General features: G+C 41.9%; 19 protein-coding genes. 11 read left to right on the top strand and 8 right to left on the bottom strand.

Annotation, left to right across the window (positions count from 1 at the left end):
- Positions 1-371: 371 nt before the first annotated feature.
- Complete coding sequence (locus ACPZ3T_RS03770) at positions 372-4532, bottom strand: PAS domain-containing protein (RefSeq protein ID WP_490273644.1); 4161 nt, start codon at positions 4530-4532, stop codon at positions 372-374.
- A 239-nt stretch (positions 4533-4771) separates the two neighbouring features.
- Complete coding sequence (locus ACPZ3T_RS03765) at positions 4772-5428, bottom strand: TetR/AcrR family transcriptional regulator (RefSeq protein WP_490273643.1); 657 nt, start codon at positions 5426-5428, stop codon at positions 4772-4774.
- A gap of 70 nt (positions 5429-5498) precedes the next feature.
- Between ACPZ3T_RS03765 and ACPZ3T_RS03760 the strand changes: the two genes are divergently transcribed.
- Positions 5499-6224, top strand: a complete 726-nt coding sequence (locus ACPZ3T_RS03760; RefSeq protein WP_490273642.1) for a Coq4 family protein — start codon at positions 5499-5501, stop codon at positions 6222-6224.
- A gap of 4 nt (positions 6225-6228) precedes the next feature.
- Entirely contained in the window at positions 6229-6441 is a 213-nt protein-coding gene (locus ACPZ3T_RS03755; protein WP_490273641.1) for a hypothetical protein, read from the top strand.
- Position 6442: 1 nt separating this feature from the next.
- Here ACPZ3T_RS03755 and ACPZ3T_RS03750 read toward each other — a convergent pair whose 3' ends face one another.
- Positions 6443-7210 carry a TetR/AcrR family transcriptional regulator gene (locus ACPZ3T_RS03750; RefSeq protein ID WP_490273640.1) on the bottom strand — a complete coding sequence of 256 codons (768 nt, stop codon included), beginning with the start codon at positions 7208-7210 and terminating at the stop codon, positions 6443-6445.
- A gap of 276 nt (positions 7211-7486) precedes the next feature.
- On the opposite strand from ACPZ3T_RS03750, the gene ACPZ3T_RS03745 reads away from it, so the two are divergent.
- Positions 7487-8284, top strand: a complete 798-nt coding sequence (locus tag ACPZ3T_RS03745) for a Rieske 2Fe-2S domain-containing protein (protein WP_490273639.1) — start codon at positions 7487-7489, stop codon at positions 8282-8284.
- A gap of 94 nt (positions 8285-8378) precedes the next feature.
- Here the strand turns inward: ACPZ3T_RS03745 and ACPZ3T_RS03740 are convergent, their stop codons facing one another.
- A complete protein-coding gene (locus ACPZ3T_RS03740; RefSeq protein ID WP_490273638.1) occupies positions 8379-9650 on the bottom strand; it encodes a tRNA nucleotidyltransferase/poly(A) polymerase-related protein in 1272 nt (423 codons plus the stop codon).
- A gap of 90 nt (positions 9651-9740) precedes the next feature.
- On the opposite strand from ACPZ3T_RS03740, the gene ACPZ3T_RS03735 reads away from it, so the two are divergent.
- Positions 9741-9989 carry a Ycf34 family protein gene (locus ACPZ3T_RS03735; protein ID WP_490273637.1) on the top strand — a complete coding sequence of 83 codons (249 nt, stop codon included), beginning with the start codon at positions 9741-9743 and terminating at the stop codon, positions 9987-9989.
- Positions 9990-10197: 208 nt separating this feature from the next.
- On the opposite strand, the gene ACPZ3T_RS03730 is transcribed toward ACPZ3T_RS03735, so the two are convergent.
- The 3 genes from ACPZ3T_RS03730 to ACPZ3T_RS03720 all read right to left on the bottom strand — a co-directional run bounded on the left by ACPZ3T_RS03730 (position 10198) and on the right by ACPZ3T_RS03720 (position 11920).
- Positions 10198-10440 (bottom strand): hypothetical protein, encoded by a 243-nt coding sequence (locus tag ACPZ3T_RS03730; protein WP_490273636.1) that lies wholly within the window; start codon positions 10438-10440, stop codon positions 10198-10200.
- Positions 10441-10998: 558 nt separating this feature from the next.
- Complete coding sequence (petJ, locus tag ACPZ3T_RS03725) at positions 10999-11328, bottom strand: cytochrome c6 PetJ (protein ID WP_490273635.1); 330 nt, start codon at positions 11326-11328, stop codon at positions 10999-11001.
- Between the two features lie 100 nt (positions 11329-11428).
- Complete coding sequence (locus tag ACPZ3T_RS03720) at positions 11429-11920, bottom strand: GNAT family N-acetyltransferase (protein WP_490273634.1); 492 nt, start codon at positions 11918-11920, stop codon at positions 11429-11431.
- A gap of 88 nt (positions 11921-12008) precedes the next feature.
- Here ACPZ3T_RS03720 and ACPZ3T_RS03715 point away from each other — a divergent pair, with 88 nt between their 5' ends.
- Positions 12009-12149, top strand: a complete 141-nt coding sequence (locus tag ACPZ3T_RS03715; RefSeq protein WP_490273633.1) for a hypothetical protein — start codon at positions 12009-12011, stop codon at positions 12147-12149.
- On the opposite strand, the gene ACPZ3T_RS03710 is transcribed toward ACPZ3T_RS03715, so the two are convergent.
- The gene (locus ACPZ3T_RS03710; protein ID WP_490273632.1) at positions 12146-13312 is read right to left on the bottom strand and encodes an RpoD/SigA family RNA polymerase sigma factor; all 1167 of its coding nucleotides are present in this window, start codon (positions 13310-13312) and stop codon (positions 12146-12148) included. The genes ACPZ3T_RS03715 and ACPZ3T_RS03710 overlap by 4 nt on opposite strands.
- A 782-nt stretch (positions 13313-14094) precedes the next feature.
- On the opposite strand from ACPZ3T_RS03710, the gene priA reads away from it, so the two are divergent.
- The 6 genes from priA to kdpC all read left to right on the top strand — a co-directional run bounded on the left by priA (position 14095) and on the right by kdpC (position 21872).
- A complete protein-coding gene (gene priA / locus ACPZ3T_RS03705; RefSeq protein ID WP_490273631.1) occupies positions 14095-16692 on the top strand; it encodes a primosomal protein N' in 2598 nt (865 codons plus the stop codon).
- Between the two features lie 2 nt (positions 16693-16694).
- Complete coding sequence (locus tag ACPZ3T_RS03700; RefSeq protein ID WP_490273630.1) at positions 16695-16877, top strand: hypothetical protein; 183 nt, start codon at positions 16695-16697, stop codon at positions 16875-16877.
- A 239-nt stretch (positions 16878-17116) separates the two neighbouring features.
- Positions 17117-18802 (top strand): potassium-transporting ATPase subunit KdpA, encoded by a 1686-nt coding sequence (kdpA, locus tag ACPZ3T_RS03695; RefSeq protein WP_490273629.1) that lies wholly within the window; start codon positions 17117-17119, stop codon positions 18800-18802.
- Positions 18803-18908: 106 nt separating this feature from the next.
- On the top strand, positions 18909-19049 hold the full coding sequence (locus ACPZ3T_RS03690) for a hypothetical protein (protein ID WP_490273628.1): 141 nt from the start codon (positions 18909-18911) through the stop codon (positions 19047-19049).
- Complete coding sequence (gene kdpB / locus ACPZ3T_RS03685; RefSeq protein WP_490277110.1) at positions 19018-21102, top strand: potassium-transporting ATPase subunit KdpB; 2085 nt, start codon at positions 19018-19020, stop codon at positions 21100-21102. Before ACPZ3T_RS03690 ends, kdpB begins: the two co-directional genes overlap by 32 nt.
- 170 nt (positions 21103-21272) lie before the next feature.
- Positions 21273-21872, top strand: coding sequence for a K(+)-transporting ATPase subunit C (gene kdpC / locus ACPZ3T_RS03680; protein ID WP_490273627.1), 600 nt, complete (start codon positions 21273-21275; stop codon positions 21870-21872).
- Positions 21873-22230 lie beyond the last annotated feature (358 nt).

Below are 22230 nucleotides of genomic sequence, written 5' to 3'. Positions count from 1 at the left end.
TTTGATAGTTAATTGGCAATTATAAATAATTAAATTATTTGCCTATATTGCCGATGTATAGCTCAAAAAACAAAGTTGGCTTTGCTGATAGCGGAACATCATCCGTTATTCAGTACATTTTTAATTTATGAGTTAAATCTAAATATGTCGATGGGTATAAAGTAAGTAAAGTTAGGGAAAAAATTAATTATGGATTTGTGTAAAAACTAAGGTCAGTTTCTATCAGCTAATTTCGTCTATATTGCTATAAATAAGATTTGCAGGATGCAATATATGTCTGAAAGTTAGTGAAAAGTTAAGTCTCAATACTTCACTTAAAATACTTAACTTTGCTATAAAATTCTTACTTGATATTGGAAACAGAAGTTCTGTTATTTATTGAGAAATAGCGCAGAGATGGCTTGAGCCAATTTATCTAAATCCAGGGGTTTAGAGATATGATATTGGAAACCGGCTGCTAAAGCTCTTTGCTGGTCTTCTGCTCTAGCATAAGCCGTAAGAGCGATCGCGGGAATCAGTCCGCCGCTTTGGGGTGGTAAAGAACGAATTTGTCGCAGGAGGGTATAACCGTCCATTTCTGGCATTCCAATGTCACTGACTAACACATGGGGTTGAAACGATTCTAGAGCCGCTAAAACTTCAACAGGACGGGTAACAGTTAAAACTTCTGCATCGTATAAAACAAGCATTGTACTGAGCAATTCACGGGCATCAGGTTCATCATCAATAACTAAGACTCGAATACCTGTCAAATCTGGCTCTTGCTCTGGTAATTGATTAGGTTGCTCGTAATCTTGAGCATGATCTAGCAAAGGCAAACGCACAATAAATGTAGCTCCTTGCCCTTCACCTTGGCTATCAGCTTCAATTGTTCCGCCGTGGGCTTCCACCAAATATCTGACGATCGCTAATCCCAACCCTAACCCCCCATACTTACGGGTGATGGAAGCATCTTCTTGCCGAAATGATTCAAAGATATAGGGCAGAAAATCACGATTAATACCTTTACCTGTGTCGCTGATGCTAATCTGTGCTTGGTTCTCAACTCGTTCCAAGCAAATATCGACTCGCCCACCGGCAGGTGTAAATTTTATGGCATTAGACAACAAATTCCAGATAATTTGCTGGAGTCGTACCGAGTCCCCAAACACCTGCCCAATCTGGGGTAAAACTGAATGTAACAAAATTGATTTGGCAACGGCTGCTGTCCTCATCGTGTCTAGTGCGCCCTCAATTACCGCCACTAAATCAACAGGAGTTTCATCCATATTGAGTTTGCCGCGCAAAATCTTCGCCACATCCAGCAAGTCATCAATCAATTGGCACTGCAATTTAGCATTACGTTCAATTGTGGCTAAAGCTTCAGCTGTTTTAGCCGAGTCCAATTTACGAGTTTGCATCAGCTTTGCCCAGCCTAAAATGGGGTTAAGAGGTGAGCGTAACTCATGGGAGAGAACGGCTAAGAACTCATCTTTGATTCGGTTAGCACGTTCAGCTTCGGCTCTGGCTGCTTGCTCTTGTGCCAACAGGCGATCGCGTTCGGCCTCCATTTGCTTTTGCGTTTCAATTTCGGTAGCAGTGCCAAACCATTTGACAATTTCACCTTGCTGATTTTTTTGGGGAATTGCTTGGTGTAAATGCCAACAATACACACCATCAGCCCGACGCATCCGGCCTTCCGCTTGATAGGAAACACCCCGACGGACTGCATCTGCCCACTGTTGAGTGAGAATCGGAATATCTTCTGGATGGACAACCTTTTCCCATCCTGTTGTCTGGGCTTCTTCCACTGTTACCCCAGTAAAATCTGTCCACCGTTGATTAACATCTAATAATGCTCCTTGAGCGTCGGCTGTCCACACTAACTGAGGAATTAACTCTGCTAAACAACGATAGCGTTCTTCACTTTGACGTAACTTTTCCTGGGCTTGTTTTTGCTCTTCGATATCAGTGTTTGTACCGAACCAACAGACAATTTCGTGATTCTCATCTCTGATGGGAATGGCGCGAGACAGAAACCAACGATATTGCCCATCCTGTCCCCGCAGAGGAAAGGTGTCTTCCCATGATTGACCTGTTTTAAAGCAGTGGCTAATGTGTTGCACCACCCGCTCAACATGATCGGGATGGTGGACTTTTTGCCAGCCCCAACCCTGCATTTCTTCCAGGGTAGTACCTGTATAATCAAACCAGCGTTGATTATACCAAAATATCCAGCCGCTTTGGTCTGCTATCCAGGCAAATTGTGATATGTTATCTGCCAGGGTACGGAAGCGTTCTTCACTATATCGCAGTGCTTTTTCAGTTTGTTTGCGATCGGTAATATCCCGCCAGGTAGCAACAAAACCATCGCCAAATTTAGCCACACGGATATCGAATGCTCTGGTTAAGCGTTGTTCTCCATACTCATCTGTATAGATCAGGTTCTCTTTCACAAGTGCCTGTCCTGTTTCTACCACTTGACAGTATTCATCAAACAAGCCACTTTCGTGATGCTTTGGTAGTAATTCACACAACCCCTTACCAATCTGCTGCTCATACGTCATTTCATTGTTGAGACAAGCAGCATGATTAACATATTCAGTTCGGAAATCGATAATCTCACCCTGTTCATTTCTCATCGCAGAGTAAATACCCAGGCAATCTAGTATATTTTCCACTGAAGTGCGGAAGCGTTCTTCACTGGCACGTAATGCCTGCATAGCTCGTGTTTGCTCAATCAGTGACCAGATACGAGCTACGGTTTCTTGCAGCAGTGTGATTTTATCGGCACTCCACACACGCGGTGTTTTGGAAGCAATGGTTAAGACGGTTGCTAATTGTCCTTGATAGATACAAGGAACAACAACAAAAGCGTTGACTTGAATCTGAGCATAATTGCTAGCAAACGCCAGCGTACGGGAGTCTGTAGTGATGTCATGCACAACCGCAGCTTGATTGGCAGCAAATACAGCTTGAAAACCTGAAGTAGCGAAATCTGAGAGTTGGTACGTCATAGCACTACTGGCAACGTCTCGACACCACTCTCGTTCTGTGATGTAAAGACCTTGTTGCCAATCAATCTTGCCCAAGGTGCATCGGTTCACTTCTAGGTATTGCCCCAGACTGCTGAGTGTTTCCCACATCATTGCTTGAGCATCTTGGAGATAACGCAACCGCAAATCTAGTTTGTTAATAAATTGCTTATTGAGTTCACGTCGTTTGCGTTCTGTAATATCTATGTCATTGCCTGCCATCCTGATGGGTTGATGGTTCTGGTCATAAAATACCTTACCTTGGCTCAATGCCCAACGAATATTGCCATTCGGGTAGACTACCCGAAATTCAATTTCATAATCGTCTCCGGTAGCAATGGCATGATCTATGGCGGCTAATACGCGATCGCGATCATCTGGATGTATTCTATCCACAAACATCCCAAATGAACCATCAAACTCTCCAGGCTCTAATCCAAACAATGGTTCCAAATTTTCTGACCATATAATCAGACCTGTCTGGATGTTCCAGTCCCATGTTCCCATGCGAGAAGCCGTCAGTGCCACTCGCAGACGCTCTTCACTCTCTCGCAGTTGAGTTTCTATTCGTCTGCGCTCAATCAGTTCATTATGTGCCTGTTGATAAACTTCTGCTTGCTGAAGTGCAATCCCAACATGAGTTGCTAATTCTTGCAGCAATTCCACTTCTAAAGGTTGCCACTGTCGGGGAGCAGTACAATGATGAGCAATCAAAAGACCCCACAGCTTGCCGTTGTGAAGAATTGGTACTACTAGGTTCGCGCGTACTTGCAATTTAGTTAGTAGTTCAACGTAGCAAGGCGCAATACTACCATCATGAATATCTGCTTTGAGGGTGACTAATCCTTGACTAAAGGCTGCAATATATTTTTCATCAAAGCAAGGATCATGATAAGACGTAGACAGCAAAGAAGTCCAATTTGCGCCTACAGATTCGGTTGTGACTTGACCCCAACCTTGTGACTGTAATTGATAAATCAAAACACGATCTGTCTTGAGAAAATGCCGTACCTCTGTTACCGTCGTTTGCAGTATTTCTGACAGTTCTAGTGTTTGATGGATTTTTTTAGTAATTTGTGAGACTAATCTTTTTTGCTCAATGTGCTGTTGCAGTTCATTACTTAAACGCACTGTCTCAATTACCTTTTTTAGTGTTAGTTGCAGCCTTTCTGGGGTAATCTGCTTCTTGACTAGATAATCTTGCGCGCCTGCTTTCATCGCCTGGACAGCAACTTCTTCATTGCCTTGTCCCGTAACTATAATTATCGGTAAGCACAGCTTTGGGTGTGCGTTTTTTAACTGCTCAATAAATTCCAGCCCGTCTAGGTCAGGTAATCTATAGTCTAGTAATACTACATCTGGCTGGTGTTGATGCCACAGTTCTAATCCTTGCTCTCCTAGTCTTGCTTGTAAAAAATTGTCAGAATAACCCTGATCTTGCCGCAAATACCTTTGATAGAGTTCTTGGTCTTCGGAAGAGTCATCTACGATTAAAACTTTGCGTGCAGAGCTATTCATAGCTAACCTTTTGAGTCATCTAGCCGAGTTATGCCTAAAGTAGTTAGTTATCTACCAGTGTTCGCGTATCTTGATTTTGGTTGCTGAAAATCTATCAAATTGATAATACAGTGGTTGATTGGTATCACTCAACACCAAGTTATTTCAGCTTTTTTTGAAACTAGTTCAGAATAAGTCGCAAGCAAACATACTTTAACATATCATGATGTTTAAACGAACGCAATACTTGAAAATTATTCTTATTTACACTTCATTTGTGAGGAATATTTGCCACAATAATTATTCAGATAACCCAACATTAATATTTTGGTTTCTGTTAACAACTGTTGGCGCATTTCAGGGTTTTGACTTGTCGCTAGCCAGAGCAAATCGCCTACTACTTTCACTACTACCAAAGCGATCGCCTGACATTTTCTAGGATCTAACTCAGGATTAATTCTACCAAAAAAAGCCCCCAGTTCATCAACAATTCGGTATTCGTAGTCATCCATTGCCGCAATTGCTGGATATGTCATTAAATTCAGCAGTTGCTCATAAACTGCTCGATATCCCGGATGACTATTCATAAAATGATCAAAGGCATCAATTACCTTATCAACATACACATCTACAGATAAACTCTCAGCTTGTTGTGTGTGCAGTTGAGCAAATAACTCATACTCCCGTTGAAAATATCGCGTTGCTAAGGCTTTGAGAATTGCTTCTTTATCGGGGAAGAACTGATACAACGAACCTACAGGCACTTTAGCACGAGTGGCGATCGCCCGTGTTGTTGTCTGTTCATATCCCACCTCAATAAATAACTCCTCGGCTGCATTTAAAATGCTATCCACTCGTTCTTGACTCCGCATCTGCTGCGGTTGGCGGCGCATTTTAGAAGTATTTTTTGCTGTCATCAAATAAACCCCTTGACAAAACATGAACAGTGTTCGTATTTTATAAATATGAACATTGTTCACATTAATTATGTCATCTTTAGGAGTTGTTGTCATGCAAACCCTCAATCCTGCAACTATGCAGCCACTAAAAGTTGATTCCGAAGTACAAAGACAGCTAAATTTTCAGTTTTTCACAGCCATGAAAGGCTTTTTTACGTTGCTAACAACAGACGACAGCCTAGACGCAGTAGATGAACTCAGTAGTGCTTTAATTCACAGCCGTGCCTATGAACTGGCAGCCGAAGATATGCAGATTCATCCTGATGTGGCAAATTTAATCAAAGAAAGATACACTCCTCCAAACCATGATTTAGAGCGACTTTTGCAACTTCCCCCTGATTCTCTGGGATATCTCTATGCTTGCAGATTAAAGGAATTAAGTCTGAAGCGCATTGATTTAGACATTGAAATCAATTCAGATACTACTTATATTGAATATCGTTGGCAACAAACTCATGATATTTGGCATCTGATTACAGGGTTTAGTATCAGCAGCATTGAGGAAATTGGACTACAGGCATTTTATTTGGCACAGTTTCGTCTACCTTTGGCGGGGATGTTAATTGCTAATGCTTTAATAGGGATGATTTTGCTGACTCCTGAAGATTTACCCCAACTTCTCGATACTATTGCTCAAGGTTGGCAGATGGGATTAAATGCCAAGCCTTTATTTGCTCAACGGTGGGAAGATGCTTGGGAAAAGCCTTTATCCCAATGGCAAGCAGAATTAAATATTCAGCCGTTTAAAGCCTAATTCTATGTTGAAAAAAGATTGCTATCTATGGTTGCGTCTGATTCGCAAGACTTACCCCTGGTTATCTCTAGTTATACAAGCTAGGCGAGTCATGTTTGCTAGCGATGTGGAGCAAATGCGGGAGTGGGTGCGTTTTTGGGTATTGTTTTACAAGTTCGATTTTGCTAATCTGTTGGCGATCGCAATTGAATTAGTTCAACCAGAATTTTGGGCTTAATTCAGCCAGACTTTTGCAAAAACTGTTTCCCGCAGTCTTTGCAGAGATAGCGTTGCTTCCCGTGACGATGGCCATTTTTCGATAATTGGGATGAATGGCAGTAAGGGCATATCATTACTTTCATTACCTGATTTGCTCCTGACTGGGTGTGGGGAGTCAAATATGCGACTAATAAAGCTTTAATTTCTGCATAACGGGCTTGTCTTTGGTGTTTATCCTGGCGTAAAGCATTCAATAGTAAAGCGTTGTAGCATATGTGAACTGTTTCTGCTAAAAATTCGCTTTTTTCAACTGCTAACTCAGGATTCCACTCACGAAAAAAGCCTGCTAGTTGTTTAATCAACTGCTGATTAAAGCTGTCATCAAATAGCTGAAACATCTCTGGCGCAACAAAATATTGGATGTACACGACACGATACATGGGATTTTCAAAGTATTCTGCATAGGTATTCACCATGCGTTCAATAAATGCTGACAATGGCTTTTGCTTGTCTGCTGACTGCATAATTTCAGCATTAATCTTTGTCACCTGTTCCATGTGACGAGCTTCCAGTGCATGAAAAATCGCCAATTTATCGGGAAAAAACTGATATAGCGAACCAATCGCCGTTTGAGCCTTGGCTGCAATCATGTGGGTGGTTGCAGCTTCATATCCCACCTCCACAAATACCTCTGCTGCGGCTTGCAAAATTTTTTCTACTCGCTGTTGACTGCGCTTTTGCTTGGGTTGGCGGCGCATCAAAGTTGAGTCTGATTTATTCCTGATCATAGTTGACAAACATGAATAATATGTCGTATTTTTAGATTCAAATATGAAACTTTTGTCACAATTTTAATCTAGTGATGGCGATCGCCCCATACATACTTACACAATCTTTGGGAGACTCCTATGGAAGTAATTTTGCCTGGCGCGCCTTGGTTAATTGCCCATCGTTCCATGCTGGGCATCAACAAACCCTATAAAATTACCTTGAATGGATAAGACTATGTACTATGGCAAAATCAACAAGGAGAAGTATTTGCCCTCGATAACGTCTGTCCCCATATGCAAGCACCGTTATCAGATGGTTGGATTTGTTCAGACAGGGGTACGATCGCCTGTCCCTTCCATGCGCTAGAATTTGATGGACAGGGAAGACTGCACAATAAAGATCAAGTCGGCAGTCAACCCTTGTTAAATTCTCTAGAATTAGTCATTCAAGAAGATTGTATTTGGACATATGGCGGCTATCCTCCTAAAATCCCAGTTCCCGACTTAATTGCCAAAGTCAGCGCAGATATGAGCTTTGTAGGAGTAGCGGGAGAGAAAAGTATTCACGGTACTTTTTTAGACAACATATCCATCAATTATGACTACAACCATCAAAGCGGTACACATCGGGATTTATTTGGCATTAAAGCTAATCGCATCCCCGTATTTGAGCATGATGGTTATTATGCTAAAGTTGTGCAGGAACTAGAGCGGGAGGATAGTACCTGGAATGATATCTTCCGTAATCCTATGGTTTTAACTGCACCTAAAATTTATACCGGCACATTAGAATATGCTTTCCCCGCACTAACAACATTTCGGACTAACTTTTCCCTGGGAGAAATTTTGCAAGTTCATAGTTTATATCCAGAAACCCCAACTCAAACCAAAACCTTTGTTTTAGTTTACAGCCAAACCAAACACCCAATTTTGAAACCATTAATGGGACGCTTTCTCTTAAATGCAGTGGCAACAGTCGTAGAACAAGATACACGCGCCATTGAAACATCTTATCCTCGCCAGCCAGCAAAAATTCGGCTACCCAACGAAGAAATCATGTTTCATGCCCAGAAACTGTATCGTGAATGGTAAACACCAACTTACAAATTACCTAGCCACAAGCCTAGCCGTAGGCTATTACGTAGCTTGCTTCCGCGTAGCGGTATTACGAATTACGAATTACGAATTACGAATTAGTAATAATTTTCCTCGCCAACTCTATCGCCTCTTGGGGTGTTGAAACCTTCCCCTCAGCTTGTGCCACAGCAATTTCCGTCAGCAGTGTACCGACTACTGGCGATGGGGGAATATTTAGTGCTATCATAAGATTTTTACCACTTACTAGCTGAGTGGGATGAGCGACCAGATCATCAGGGTTAAGGTAGCGGCTGATCAATGGTGCGTACACCTTAAAAGGATTTGTGCCAGACATCGGCTCTACCAGATTATCGTTCACAACGGCTAGCAAAATTGTAGCCGTAAATACAATCCCTGCTTCTTGGAATAAAAAATACTGTTCTCGCAAGGTATCAGCTAACTTTAGTTGAGGGAACAATTTCAAAGCAGTGGTGACAGCCCGAATTTCGGCGCGGCTATAGGTAAGTGCCTGTAGTTCTAATTCGGCAACGGCTGGTTCTGAATGCGCCAGACAGGCGAGTTTCGCAATACCTAGCCAAGTGGTTTTGACTGTATGGCGGACATAATTTTGTAGTTCTGCCCCCAGTTGTGGCCAATGTTGGGTAATGAGGGTAGCTATGGTATCGACTGCGGCTAATTTCTGGAAGCTTTGGTGAGTAGCATTTGTAAAGAATGGTGCAAGTAAGCCATCTTCCCCAGCTTTGCTTATCCACGGTGTACCTTGAGAACTAGCTAGCAAATAGCCAATTTCGACTCTGACGCGTTCGGCGGCGACTTGGGATATTTGCGGTGCTAAAGCACAGATAGTATTGTGAGTATTGGCCTCAATAGTAAAACCGAGTTGAGCAGCTTGGCGATAGGCACGCAACAAGCGTAAAGGATCGTCTGCTAAATTATGCGGTGATATCATCCGCAACATACCCAACTGTATATCATCATAGCCGTGTAATGGGTCGATGATTTCTTGGGTGTGCGGATTGTAGGCGATCGCATTTATCGTAAAATCCCTTCTAGATAAATCAGTCTCTAAACTTTGCCCCTCCTGTTGAGCAAAGTCAGCCGTCGCATCAGGAAACACTACACGGGCAATTTGGCGTTCTGAGTCGAGTAAGACAAAACCAGCTTGGTAATTATGAGCGATCGCTCTAGCTACCTTCACCGCATCTGATGGGATAATAAAGTCAAGATCCCAATATTCACGAGTTCTACCTAAAATGGCATCCCGCACCGCACCACCTACCATGTAAGCTGGTTGGGGCAAGTATTCCAGACTAAAAGGCCAATTTTTTGGAGCTAGACTAGCAAGAACATCACAAGACATTGTAATAAAAATCAACCCAACAACAGGTGAATAAAGCTTGGGCTTTAAGCTAGATTAACAATAATCAAGGCCTCTGGAGTTGGTTCTATTATGTGTATTTGCGTAAACTGCCACTATGTAGATCGCTGTCTAACCTATCATGCCGTTGAAACCCAGCACCAACAGCCCCATTTAACAGAAAATCCCACTTTTGATCCCAATGAACCATCTATCAACGTTAACATTCGTACCCAAGAAGATGTCATTGAGATGGAATGGGATGTAGTTGGTTGTCTGAGTTTTAAACAAGAAACAGGTAAATGGTCAAAATTACGCCCAGGCGAATTAGTGCCGACTTGATGAACAAAGCCATAATTTATCATCACAAAATCGCAAAAGTGTTTCCAATACTTTTGCGATTTAAGTAAAACAGCGTCAATTAAGAATTACGAATTAGATGTAGATGTAGGGTGTGTGACGCACCGAAAGTATTTTAACGTAGTCATGAAACTTATCGCGTCACGCACCAACCATCAATTGTGACACTTACGTAAGTCCTGAAATTTATCTAACACCATTTTCCATAGCCATAGCCATAACCGTAACCTCCTGAATACCCACTTCTAGGAAACGAATTGTAAGAATATTGAGAAGCGGAATTACTATAAGAACCAAATCCCAAGAAACCGCTATAACCATTACCTGTGATCAATTCTATTGTCTGGTGAGTCAATTCATTCAGAAATGTTTCAGTGTCTTGAAACAAATCATGACCTGTCATATAAATCTCATTAATTGTGATATTAGCCATTTCATTTGCTCCTAATTAATCATGTTGAAAAATAAAATTAGTTAGACTTAATAGAATGTAGAGAAAAATCATATCAACACTTGGAAATGGCTGCATAAAAATAGATATAAATGATGGTAGGTGCGAATTAAATCGCCAAAAATAAATTTTTACAGCCATGTTTATTTGATGATATTGAGTCCAACTAATTCTGATATTATCTAATTAATCAAACATAAGACATCAAATAATTAGACACAAATCTCTAATTTATGTCTATATGAATTGTTAAATATAAGTAGAACCAGTTGAAAAAAACGAACTATGTTAAGTAATGTAAAAAGACTAAGATTGAGTTCGTAGTAAGGACTTTAGTCCTTTTTTGAGAACTTTAGTTCTCACTACAAACCTTTAGTTATTTACCCTGTTCTACTTATAGAGGACTAAAGTCCTCACTACAAACCACATAAAAAAAGAATCCCTCTGTATTTTAAGATAGGGGGATTCTTTTTTATTTAGATTAGGGGAGGTTTACAGAAATTACTTTTCACAAGACAAGCAAAATTCTGCCTAATGCTACTACCACTTATCTGCTTGGTCTAGTACGTAAGCTGCTACATCTTCAATTTGAGAAGGTTTTAAACGACCGGTAAAAGCAGGCATAGCATTTTTACCCTTGGTAACTTGAGTAATAATTGCTTCTGCTGAGTACATACCGTACTTTTCCAAAGCATCTTTCTTCAAGTTTTTGTCAGCTTGCACTAAATTCTTACCACCTGCATGACAAGCAGCACAGTTAGCATTAAAGATTTTAGCTCCATTGACGCTGTCAGCAGCCAAAGCGGAATTACTGAAGGCAAACGTGAAGATTGCTATGCCTACCAGTAGAATTGAAAAGATTTTCTTCATTTTGTGTTCTCTCTGCAACAAAGGCTTATTTAGCCCAATATCTTCCTTTACAATTCTCAGGCGACTTAATTGCTGTCGTCAAACGACAGGCTGTCAAACTTCATGATTCTTTAGCTGCTAACTGGCTAATTGCTGACTCTGTAACCCGACAAATACGCCATTCCTCTAAAATGGACGCGCCCATACTGCGGTAAAATGCCTGTGCTGACTCGTTCCAGTCTAGGACACTCCACTCTAACCTACCGCAATCTCTTTCAACGGCAATTTGAGCTAATTTAATCAGGAGTGCTTTACCAATGCCTTGCCGCCGATATTCCGGTAAAACAAACAAGTCTTCGAGATAAATACCTGGTTTGGTGAGAAAGGTAGAGTAATTATGGAAGAACAGGGCAAAACCCACGGCTTTACCTGCATATTCTGCCAAGAGTGCCTCTATATATTTTCGTGAGCCAAATAAATGCTCATGTAATGCCGCAGCGTTGCCCGTAACAGCATCAGAGAGTTTTTCATACTCTGCTAAACCCTGAATTAACTCGAATAAAGCTTTGCTATCATCAGGTTCAGCACAGCGCACGGTGAGATTTTTAGTCATTAGTCCATAGTCATTAGTCCATAGTTATTAGTCCATAGTTATTAGTCCACAGTCAATCAATTTTAGATTTTGGATTTGAGATTTTAGATTGACTGCACCCATAAAACGTCAACAGTTTTTCTCCCTCTACACCCCTACACCCCTATACCCCTACACCCCTATACCCCTACACCCCTATACCCCTACACCCCTACACCCCTACACCCCTACACCCCTACACCCCTCTTAAATCAACCACCCCTTCAACCGTTTAGCAATATGGGGACGGCGTAGTTTCCGCATGGCTTTACTTTGAATTTGGCGGACTCGTTCACGGGAGAGATTAAACATATTGCCCACTTCTTCTAGGGTGCAGGGTTCGCTGGTGGTTAAACCATAGCGCAGGGAAATCACGTCTTTTTCCCGTGGGGTGAGGACATCGCCTAAAACTTCCCAAATTTCCTGACGCATCATGTTTTCGTTCATTTTAGCTTCAGGAGACAAGTTATCTTCATCTTCTAATAAATCCATTAGTTCGGTATCTTCTTCTTTACCGACACGGTGGTTGAGAGATAGGGCTTGTCTTCTGAGTTGTTGCAGTTGGCGCAATTGTTGGACAGTGATTTCCAACGCTTCCGCCATTTCGGCTTCGGAGGGGTTGCGGCGGAGTTTTTGTTTGAGTTCTCGTTGGGCTTTTTTGAGTTTGTTAAGTTTTTCTACAATATGTATGGGTAGGCGGATAGTTCTGGCATCGTTAGCGATCGCTCTCGTAATTGCTTGTCTAATCCACCAGTAAGCATAGGTTGAAAATTTATACCCTTTGTCGGGATCAAATTTTTCTGTAGCGCGGTTTAAACCCATTGCCCCCTCTTGAATTAAATCCAAAAAAGGGACTCCCCGATTTAAGTATCTCTTGGCAATTGATACAACTAATCTCAAGTTCGAGCGAATCATTTTTCGCTTCGCTACTCGACCTTGATATAAACGATTTTCTAATTGCTTTTCGGTTATTTCTAATTGCGCCGCTATTTGAGCTTTGGTTGGTTGCTGCCCTAATTCTAATGCTAAAGCATCTTGTAAATCTTTTACGTCTTCTAAAAATTTGACTCGCTTGGCTAACTCTACCTCTTCATCAGGTTTGAGTAATGGATAGCGTGCCATTTCTTTAAAAAATGCCCCGACAGCATCATCATGCTCAGTTTTGTTGTAACCAGAAGGACGAGCAGCTGCCATTTTATCCCCATCCCGCTCATCTGATTCTAAATGTTCTTCGGGTGGGGCTTCTTCTATGACTATTTCCAACGTATCAAGGGTTTCTTCTTCATTTTCAATTGTATTTTCGAGTATTTCCATCGTTTCCAATTTAGCAATATTCATAGTTTCCTTGAGGGATTGTTGCTTGGTTTGGTACATAATTTTTGGCAGCTGTTCACTACTAATAATTGACAGTTCCCTAAGCAAGAATGCACCTGTTTAATTACAAAACCCAGCTTGAGACAAATTCATTTATAGAAGTTAAATTTAATTTTTAGTTGACATTTACTTATTGTCACTAACTTAAACTTCTAAATCATATTGGTTTTGCACCCAATTTTTTTTCCAGTCACAACCAACATATATATACTTATTGTTTTATTAATTTCTCAATCTGTCAAACCCCTTCCGCTTTTCTCAACCTGAACAATTTGGCTCAAATACAATTGGAAATCACGGAATTTGAATTTTTGTAAAAGTTTTGGGGTATTTAGTTGAGATTTATGAAATTAATCATCTTATTTGTTGGTCTGGAGTGGTCAGTTGCTTATAAAAATTATTAATGGTAATAATCGGGCAATTTACTATTCCAAAAAAAATGTTTGTATAAAAGCATCTCATATACAGAAAGGATTGAATATCTATCAAGAGGCTGAAAAAGGCTATTCCCTATTTAGTAAATAGATAAACTATTTCGGAAATCTTCAGGGAGATAGTCTTATTTTTTATAGTAGACTTCAAATATTTATTGCACGTATCGTTGAGATCAATTTGTCTAGTGGATTACATAAGAGGAAACTTATCAAGTATTATGGGGGATAAAAGTATTCTCAAATACAATTTACTTCCACGGGAGGAAATTTTAAAATTTGCTAATTTTAGGGAATTTTGCAGTTCGATAGTAAACAAATAAGAATATTTATCTTGAGATTTTAGTTACCATGTATATTAATGACGTAAATTCACATAATTTAGTGGTTCACGAGGCTACAGATGTTTACCGAACAGGAACAAATCAAAATCGTTACGTTGAGGTGTTAGTAGACTGTCCAGGTAATGCAGGACTGTTTATTTACCGTTTACCAGCCCAACTAGAAATTCAGCCAGGAGATATATTAAGTGTACCGTTTGGAGCGCAACAGTTAGGCGCGATCGCAGTTCGGTTATTGAGTCAACCTAATATTGATATACCAGCCGAAAAAATCCGAGAAGTAGAAGATGTAGTAACTTCCGGCTTTTTTAGCAGAGCTTATTGGGAATTGTTAAACAAAGTAGCCTCATATTATTATACACCTTTAATGCAAGTGATACGAGTAGCATTACCGCCAGGATTATTGGGGCGATCGCAACGTCGTATCCGGTTAATTAGCAATCAAAAAGACCAATTAACTACAACTGCTTTTTTAAGTCCAACAGCCCAGCAAATTCTGCAACTTTTACAGACTCAATCAGCAGGGGATTATAGTTTCGCTTATTTACAACAAAAAGTCAAATCTGCCTATCGAGGAGTGCGGGAACTGCTGCGAATTGGTTTAGTAGAAAGTTATTTAGAACCTCCCCACACAACTCGACCAAAAAGACAAAAAGCAGTGATATTAATTGATAGTATTGAGAGAGATATCACCACACGCCAGAGAGAAATTTTAGAAGTATTAAGAAGACGTGGTGGTGAATTGTGGCAAAGTGAATTATTGCAAATTACTAACGCCAGTTCCTCTATCCTCAAGACGATGGCACAAAAAGGTTACATCGTCATAGAAGAACGGGAAATATTACGAACAGAACAAGGACAATCACTAGCTTTAGACACAGCAAAATCATTAAATCCAGCCCAAGTAAATGCCTTAGAAACCATTCAAAAGTTAGAGGGATTTCATCAAGTATTGTTGCATGGGATTACAGGCTCAGGGAAAACAGAAGTATATTTACAAGCGATCGCTCCCCTCATCAAGCAAGGTAAATCAGCATTAGTTTTAGTCCCAGAAATTGGACTCACACCCCAACTTACAGATCGATTTCGCGCCCGGTTTGGCAGTAGAATCAGCGTTTATCACAGCGCACTCTCCGACGGTGAACGTTACGACACCTGGAGACAAATGCTCACAGGCGAACCCCAAATCATCATCGGCACAAGGAGCGCGATTTTTGCCCCCCTACCCAACCTAGGTTTAATCATCCTCGACGAAGAACACGACTCCAGCTTTAAACAAGACTCACCCATCCCCACCTACCACGCCCGCACCGTCGCCCAGTGGCGCGCAGAATTAGAAAATTGTCCCCTAGTTTTAGGTTCAGCGACACCTTCCTTGGAGAGTTGGGTGAATGTGGGAGCGGGGGGAGACAAGGGAGACAAGGGAGACAAGGGAGACAAGGGAGACAAGGGAGACAAGGGAGACAAGGGAGACAAGGGAGAAATACTTACCCCAATGCCCAATGCCCAATGCCCAATGCCCAGTCACTACCTTTCCCTTCCCGAACGCATCAATTCCCGCCCTTTGCCGCCAATAGAAATAGTGGATATGCGGCAAGAGTTGCAAAATGGGAATCGTTCTATATTTAGTAGGTCATTACAACAAGCTTTAAAAGAACTACAACAGACAAAACAACAGGGGATTTTATTTATTCATCGTCGGGGACACAGCACCTTTGTTTCCTGTCGTAGCTGTGGTTATGTCTTGGAATGTCCCCATTGTGATGTGTCCTTGTCCTACCATCAAACTGAGGCTGGCGCGCCGCAACTTTTACGGTGTCATTATTGTAATTATGTGCGATCGCATCCCCAAAGTTGCCCTGAATGTATGTCTCCTTACCTCAAATTTTTTGGTAGCGGCACTCAGCGAGTCACCCAGGAATTAAGCCAACAGTTCCCAGAATTAACTTACATCCGCTTTGATAGTGATACTACCCGCAACAAAGGCGCACATCGTACCCTATTAACTCAGTTTGCTAACGGCGAAGCAAATTTATTAGTAGGTACACAAATGCTCACCAAAGGGTTAGACTTACCCCAAGTTACATTAGTGGGTGTGGTGGCGGCTGATGGTTTGCTAAATTTGTCAGATTATCGCGCCAGCGAACGCGCCTTTCAAACCCTCACCCAAGTAGCGGGACGTGCAGGTAGAGGTGATGATCCCGGTAGAGTTATTATGCAAACATATACTCCAGAACATCCCGTCATTGAGGCAGTGAGAAATTATGACTATCACTCCTTTGTAGAAGCCGAATTACAACAACGGCAAGACCTCAATTATCCCCCCAGAGGCAGGTTAATTTTATTACGTTTAAGTAGTCTTGATCCTGTGCAAGTCCAGAATACAGCCCAAATCATTGCTACAGCTTTAAGTGGCAACGATGACTGGGAAATTTTGGGGCCAGCACCAGCCAATGTGATGCGAGTCGCCAACCGCTATCGCTGGCAGATATTGCTGAAATTTGACTCAGATACATTACCACAATTACCAGACTGGGACGCAGTGCGATCGCTCTGTTGTGATAGCGTTAGCTTGACAATAGATGTAGACCCACTAAATATTATGTAGGGGTGTGGGGGTGTAGGGGGCAGGGAGCAGGGAGCAGGGGGAGACAAGGGAGACAAGGGAGAAATACTTACCCCAATGCCCAATGCCCAATGCCCAATGCCCAATGCCCAAAATTCTTTCATTTTGAATTTTTAATTTTGAATTTTGAATTGATATGCCCCTTTCATAAATTTAAGTGTTCTTGATGCAAACTTTAAACATCTACTACAAAATTATCAAGACTGGCATTCGTAAATACAGCTAAAGGAACTATACCAGTTCTCTAAATCCCGGCTACAGATAATTCTTCCCCTGCCCCCTGCCCCCTGCCCGGTATTAGGTGGTGTGAAATATTGCCAAATTGCTCACACTGCTGTAAATAAGTAAGTTATTTTTTATCTCTAAGAATTTAGACAGTATTGGCTGAAAATTGAGTACAAAATAAATGGGACAAGGTTTCTTACAAATTGGCTTAACGCTGTGTATTGTGATAGTAATCACACCCCTTTTGGGTAGATACATAGCCCGTGTGTTCCTCGGCGAAAGAACATTATTAGATCGTTTGATGAATCCAATAGAACGCAGCTTCTACGTTCTGGCGGGGATTCGTCCCAAAGATGAAATGACTGGTTGGCAGTATGTAAGAGCGATCCTCTACACTAACCTATGTATGGGTATTCTCGTATATGCACTGATATATTATCAGAGATTGTTACCTTGGAATCCCAATGGCTTCGCTGCTCCTAGTTGGGATATTCTACTACATACAGTAGTTTCATTTGTCACTAATACCGATCAGCAACATTATACTCCTGAGACAACCCTGAGTTACTTTTCCCAAGTGGCAGCTTTGGGATTTTTGATGTTCACCTCAGCCGCTACGGGGATAGCGGTAGGTATTGCTTTTATTCGGGGGTTGACAGGGAAAAAACTGGGTAACTTTTACGTTGATTTAATCCGTGGAATTACTAGAATATTATTGCCTATTTCAGTCATTGGTGCGATCGCCTTAGTTATCTTAGGTGTACCACAAACATTACAACCACCTATAGAAGTCACCACCCTAGAAGGAGGCACTCAATATCTAGCTAGAGGGCCAGTAGCTTCCTTTGAAATGATCAAAATGTTGGGTGAAAACGGCGGCGGTTTCTTTAGTGCTAACTCCGCCCACCCCTTTGAAAATCCTAACAGTGCTTCTAACTTGCTCGAAATTATCGCTATGATTGCGATCCCCGCCGCCATGATTTATGCCTATGGCATATTTGCCAAAAACATGAAACAGGCTTGGCTATTATTTTGGATGGTATTTGTAGTATTTGTAATTCTAATTTGGGTAGCGGCTGGGGGAGAACTCCAAGGAAATCCCCTAGTTAATGGGACATTAAATATAGATCAACCAAACTTAGAAGGAAAAGAATTAAGATTTGGTTGGGCAGAAACAGCACTCTGGGCAGTTACCACAACCGCCACTATGACAGGTGCAGTCAACGGAATGCACGATTCCTTAATGCCATCAGGAATATTTGCCACCTTATTTAACTTATTTCTGCAAATTATTTGGGGTGGGCAAGGCACAGGCACAGCTTATCTATTCGTTTATCTAATTCTTACCGTCTTTTTAACCGGCTTGATGGTAGGGCGTACCCCAGAAATCTTTGGGCGCAAAATTGAAAAACGCGAAATCGTCCTTGCCAGCGTCGTCTTACTTATTCACCCCATCTTAGTATTAATTCCCAGTGCGATCGCCCTCGCCTATCCCTTTTCGCTTTCCGGCATTACCAACATCGGCTTTCATGGCATTTCCCAAGTAGTTTACGAGTATGCCTCAGCTAGTGCCAACAACGGCTCAGGTTTAGAAGGACTCACCGACAATACCCTATGGTGGAACTTAACCACCAGCCTCACCATTGTTGCAGGGAGATACATTCCAATGGTTGCCGTCTTACTATTAGCCGATAGTATGTCCCGCAAGCAAACAGTACCCCAAACCCCTGGCACACTCAAAACAGATTCCTTAATATTTACAACAGTTACAGCCGGCATCGTCTTGATTTTAGGAGTGTTAACATTCTTCCCAGTGTTAGCACTAGGCCCCATTGCCGAAGGGTTTAAACTAGCATCTGGTAGTTAGAAGCAGGGGGCAGGAGGCGGGGGGCGGGGGGCGGGGGGCAGGGAGCAGGGAGCAGGGGAGACAAGGGAGACAAGGGAGACAAGGGAGACAAGGTAGAGAATAAACCATGCCCAATGCCCAATGCCCAACGCCCCATGCCCCATGCCCCATGCCCCATGCCCCATGCCCCATGCCCCATGCCCCATGCCCAATTCCCAATTCCCAATCCCCAAATTATGAATCCAGTTGCATCTACTGCCAAAACTAAATCTCGCCGTCAAGGCCGCAAAAAAAGCCGAATTAAAATTAGAAATATCTACCTTAGAGCAGTTGGAGATGCTTTTGTCAAGCTCAATCCCAAATCTGCTATTAAAAACCCAGTCATGTTTTTAGTTTGGGTAGGGACACTCATCACTTTAGCTGTCACCATTGATCCCAATCTATTCGGCACAACTCAACAACAAAACCCCCAATTATTCAACGGTATCTTAACCGGGGTGTTATTCTTCACTGTTTGGTTTGCTAACTTCGCTGAAGCAGTGGCGGAAGGACGAGGTAAAGCTCAAGCTGATACTTTGCGTTCTACTAAATCAGAAACCCTAGCTAAAAAACTCTCTCCTGATGGCACAATCACAGAAGTTCCTTCTACTAGTCTCCGGCAAGGTGACACTATTTATCTAGTTGCAGGAGATACAATTCCCGTAGATGGGGAAGTGATGATGGGTGTTGCTTCTGTCGATGAATCAGCCATTACTGGGGAATCAGCACCAGTTCTGAAAGAATCAGGCTCAGATATCGCTAGTTCTGTGACTGGTGGGACGCGCATCCTTTCCGATGAATTAATTGTCCGCGTTACTGCCGATCCCGGTAAAGGTTTTATTGACCGAATGATTGCCCTTGTAGAAGGGGCAGAACGCACCAAAACCCCCAATGAAATCGCCCTGACGGTATTATTAGCGGTTTTGAGTTTGGTGTTTCTATTCGTTGTCGCTACCTTACCGGCCTTTGCCTACTATGTAGATAGTCCCGTCAGCGTCCCGATTTTAATTGCCTTACTGGTAGCCTTAATCCCCACTACTATCGGTGGTTTACTCAGTGCCATCGGTATTGCTGGGATGGATAGAGTCGCCCAATTTAACGTTATTGCGACATCCGGTAAAGCTGTAGAAGCCTGCGGTGATATTAACACCCTAGTCCTCGATAAAACCGGCACAATTACTTTAGGGAATCGTTTGGCGGAAGAATTTATCCCCATCAATGGTCATTCAATGGCGGAAATTGCTAGTGTTGCTTGGGTGGCTAGCGTCTTTGATGATACCCCAGAAGGTAAATCTATTGTCCGCCTGGCGGAAAAATTGGGTGCAAGATTTGATTTTGACTTCAACCAAGCCCAAGCAGTGGAATTTTCTGCTAAAACCCGCATGAGCGGTACTAACTTACCAGGAGGACGGGAAGCCAGGAAAGGCGCGGTAGGAGCAATTAAAGGATTTGTCCGTTCTCGTAATGGTCAAATTTCACCGGAATTAGATACCGCTTATGAAAGAATCTCCCAACAGGGGGGTACGCCTTTAGCGGTGTGCTTAGATAATCGCATCTATGGGGTGGTCTATCTTAAAGATATTGTGAAACCCGGCATCCGCGATCGCTTTAACCAATTACGCCGCATGGGTGTACGTACCATCATGCTCACAGGTGATAACCACATTACCGCCTCCGTTATTGCCCAAGAAGCAGGCGTTGATGAATTTATTGCCGAAGCCACACCAGAAGACAAAATCAGTGTCATTCAACGGGAACAAGCCCAAGGCAAACTCGTAGCCATGACAGGAGACGGTACTAACGACGCGCCAGCCCTCGCTCAAGCTAATGTTGGTTTAGCCATGAATACGGGTACACAAGCCGCCAAAGAAGCTGCCAACATGGTAGATTTGGACTCCGACCCCACGAAGTTAATTGATATTGTCAGCATTGGTAAACAACTGCTCATTACAAGAGGAGCGTTAACCACCTTTTCTATTGCTAATGATATTGCTAAATATTTTGCCATTCTCCCAGTCATCTTTATGGGAGCTAATCTGCAAAATCTCAATATTATGAACTTGACTAGTACCAACTCAGCGATACTGTCAGCTTTGATTTACAACGCCTTAATCATTCCCGCCTTAATTCCCTTAGCCTTAACAGGTGTCAAATTTAGACCCCTCACAGCTAACGAACTTTTACAACGCAATATCTTGATTTATGGCTTAGGTGGAGTAATTGCACCATTTATTGCCATTAAATTAATAGATATGCTGATTACTTTAGTAGGATTAGCTTGAAAAGGCAAAAGTCAAAAGGTAAAAGAATCGAAATAATTTTAATTAATTAGGCGGTTATACACAGAAAAAGTATGAATAAATGAGTAAATATTTGGAATTATTATCAAACAGTCAGCAAAGGAAAAAAGGATATATCCCAGTCCCCAATCCCCAATCCCCAATCCCCATATATGTCTTTAATTCGAGAAATCATCAAAGCAATTCGGATTACCCTAGTACTTTGGTTAATCACAGCCATCATTTATCCCTTAGCAATTTTAGTAATTGGTCAAGGTTTATTTCCCTCCCAAGCTAACGGGAGTATCATGGAAAATATTGAGGCTCAACCCATAGGTTCAGCTTTAATTGGTCAGGTATTCACCTCAGAGAAATATTTTCACAGTCGTCCCAGTGCGGTTAGATATTCACAAGGTCGTAAAGCCAAGCCCGTTGGTATATCTGGTGGTAGTAACCTCGCCCCTGGCAATCCCGAATTACTTAATAGAATCATCGATACAGCTAATCAACTACGAGACGAAAATGTTCAACCTTGGGCTGATTTAGTCTACACTTCTGGCTCTGGATTAGATCCCCATATTTCCCTCAATGCTGCTAGACAACAGTTAGAAAGAGTTGCCCGCGCCCGTGATGTTAAACCGGAAGAAATTTTCCCTTTAATTAATAAATACACTGATGGTAGATTATTAGGAATATTTGGTGAACCAGGTGTCAATGTCTTGCGTTTAAACTATGCTCTTGATCTCCAAGATATCAATCGGGAAAATCGCTAGGAGTTCAGGAGTAATGAGTAATGAGTAATGAGTAATGAGTAATGAGTAATGAGTAATGAGTAATGAGTAATGAGTAATGAGTAATGAGTAAAAAATTTACTTATAGCTTTTCCTAGTCTACTGACGTACAAATCTTTGCGTACCTCTGCGCTTTACTTTGCGTCCCTACCCTGCGGGAACGCCTAACGGCGAATGCGTTTCAAAATATTATCTGTACCTCACTTAACTGCGAATCGCTATATTACTCACTACTTATTACTTATGGTGTACCTCACTTACTTCAAAAGTGCTGTAAATCATTTGTATATTTCCCTGTCTAAGTAAGTCGGCGAGAAAAAAACAAACTACATTAAGTAAT

This window comes from Aliinostoc maniaoense (assembly GCF_058172895.1).
Note: the sequence above shows the minus strand (reverse complement) of the source record. Positions and strands in the feature narration are given on the sequence as shown.

What these genes read in the sequence shown, in the direction of transcription:
- ACPZ3T_RS03735 (WP_490273637.1), top strand. Translation starts at nt 9,741, where the DNA reads ATGTGTATTTGCGTAAACTGCCACTATGTAGATCGCTGTCTAACCTAT.
- priA (WP_490273631.1), top strand. Translation starts at nt 14,095, where the DNA reads ATGTATATTAATGACGTAAATTCACATAATTTAGTGGTTCACGAGGCT.
- ACPZ3T_RS03755 (WP_490273641.1), top strand. Translation starts at nt 6,229, where the DNA reads ATGTTGAAAAAAGATTGCTATCTATGGTTGCGTCTGATTCGCAAGACT.
- ACPZ3T_RS03740 (WP_490273638.1), bottom strand. Translation starts at nt 9,650, where the DNA reads ATGTCTTGTGATGTTCTTGCTAGTCTAGCTCCAAAAAATTGGCCTTTT.
- ACPZ3T_RS03720 (WP_490273634.1), bottom strand. Translation starts at nt 11,920, where the DNA reads ATGACTAAAAATCTCACCGTGCGCTGTGCTGAACCTGATGATAGCAAA.
- ACPZ3T_RS03760 (WP_490273642.1), top strand. Translation starts at nt 5,499, where the DNA reads ATGTCATCTTTAGGAGTTGTTGTCATGCAAACCCTCAATCCTGCAACT.
- ACPZ3T_RS03770 (WP_490273644.1), bottom strand. Translation starts at nt 4,532, where the DNA reads ATGAATAGCTCTGCACGCAAAGTTTTAATCGTAGATGACTCTTCCGAA.
- petJ (WP_490273635.1), bottom strand. Translation starts at nt 11,328, where the DNA reads ATGAAGAAAATCTTTTCAATTCTACTGGTAGGCATAGCAATCTTCACG.
- ACPZ3T_RS03765 (WP_490273643.1), bottom strand. Translation starts at nt 5,428, where the DNA reads ATGACAGCAAAAAATACTTCTAAAATGCGCCGCCAACCGCAGCAGATG.
- kdpB (WP_490277110.1), top strand. Translation starts at nt 19,018, where the DNA reads ATGAATCCAGTTGCATCTACTGCCAAAACTAAATCTCGCCGTCAAGGC.
- ACPZ3T_RS03710 (WP_490273632.1), bottom strand. Translation starts at nt 13,312, where the DNA reads ATGTACCAAACCAAGCAACAATCCCTCAAGGAAACTATGAATATTGCT.
- kdpA (WP_490273629.1), top strand. Translation starts at nt 17,117, where the DNA reads ATGGGACAAGGTTTCTTACAAATTGGCTTAACGCTGTGTATTGTGATA.
- ACPZ3T_RS03745 (WP_490273639.1), top strand. Translation starts at nt 7,487, where the DNA reads ATGCAAGCACCGTTATCAGATGGTTGGATTTGTTCAGACAGGGGTACG.
- ACPZ3T_RS03690 (WP_490273628.1), top strand. Translation starts at nt 18,909, where the DNA reads ATGCCCAATGCCCAATGCCCAACGCCCCATGCCCCATGCCCCATGCCC.
- ACPZ3T_RS03750 (WP_490273640.1), bottom strand. Translation starts at nt 7,210, where the DNA reads ATGATCAGGAATAAATCAGACTCAACTTTGATGCGCCGCCAACCCAAG.
- ACPZ3T_RS03730 (WP_490273636.1), bottom strand. Translation starts at nt 10,440, where the DNA reads ATGGCTAATATCACAATTAATGAGATTTATATGACAGGTCATGATTTG.
- kdpC (WP_490273627.1), top strand. Translation starts at nt 21,273, where the DNA reads ATGTCTTTAATTCGAGAAATCATCAAAGCAATTCGGATTACCCTAGTA.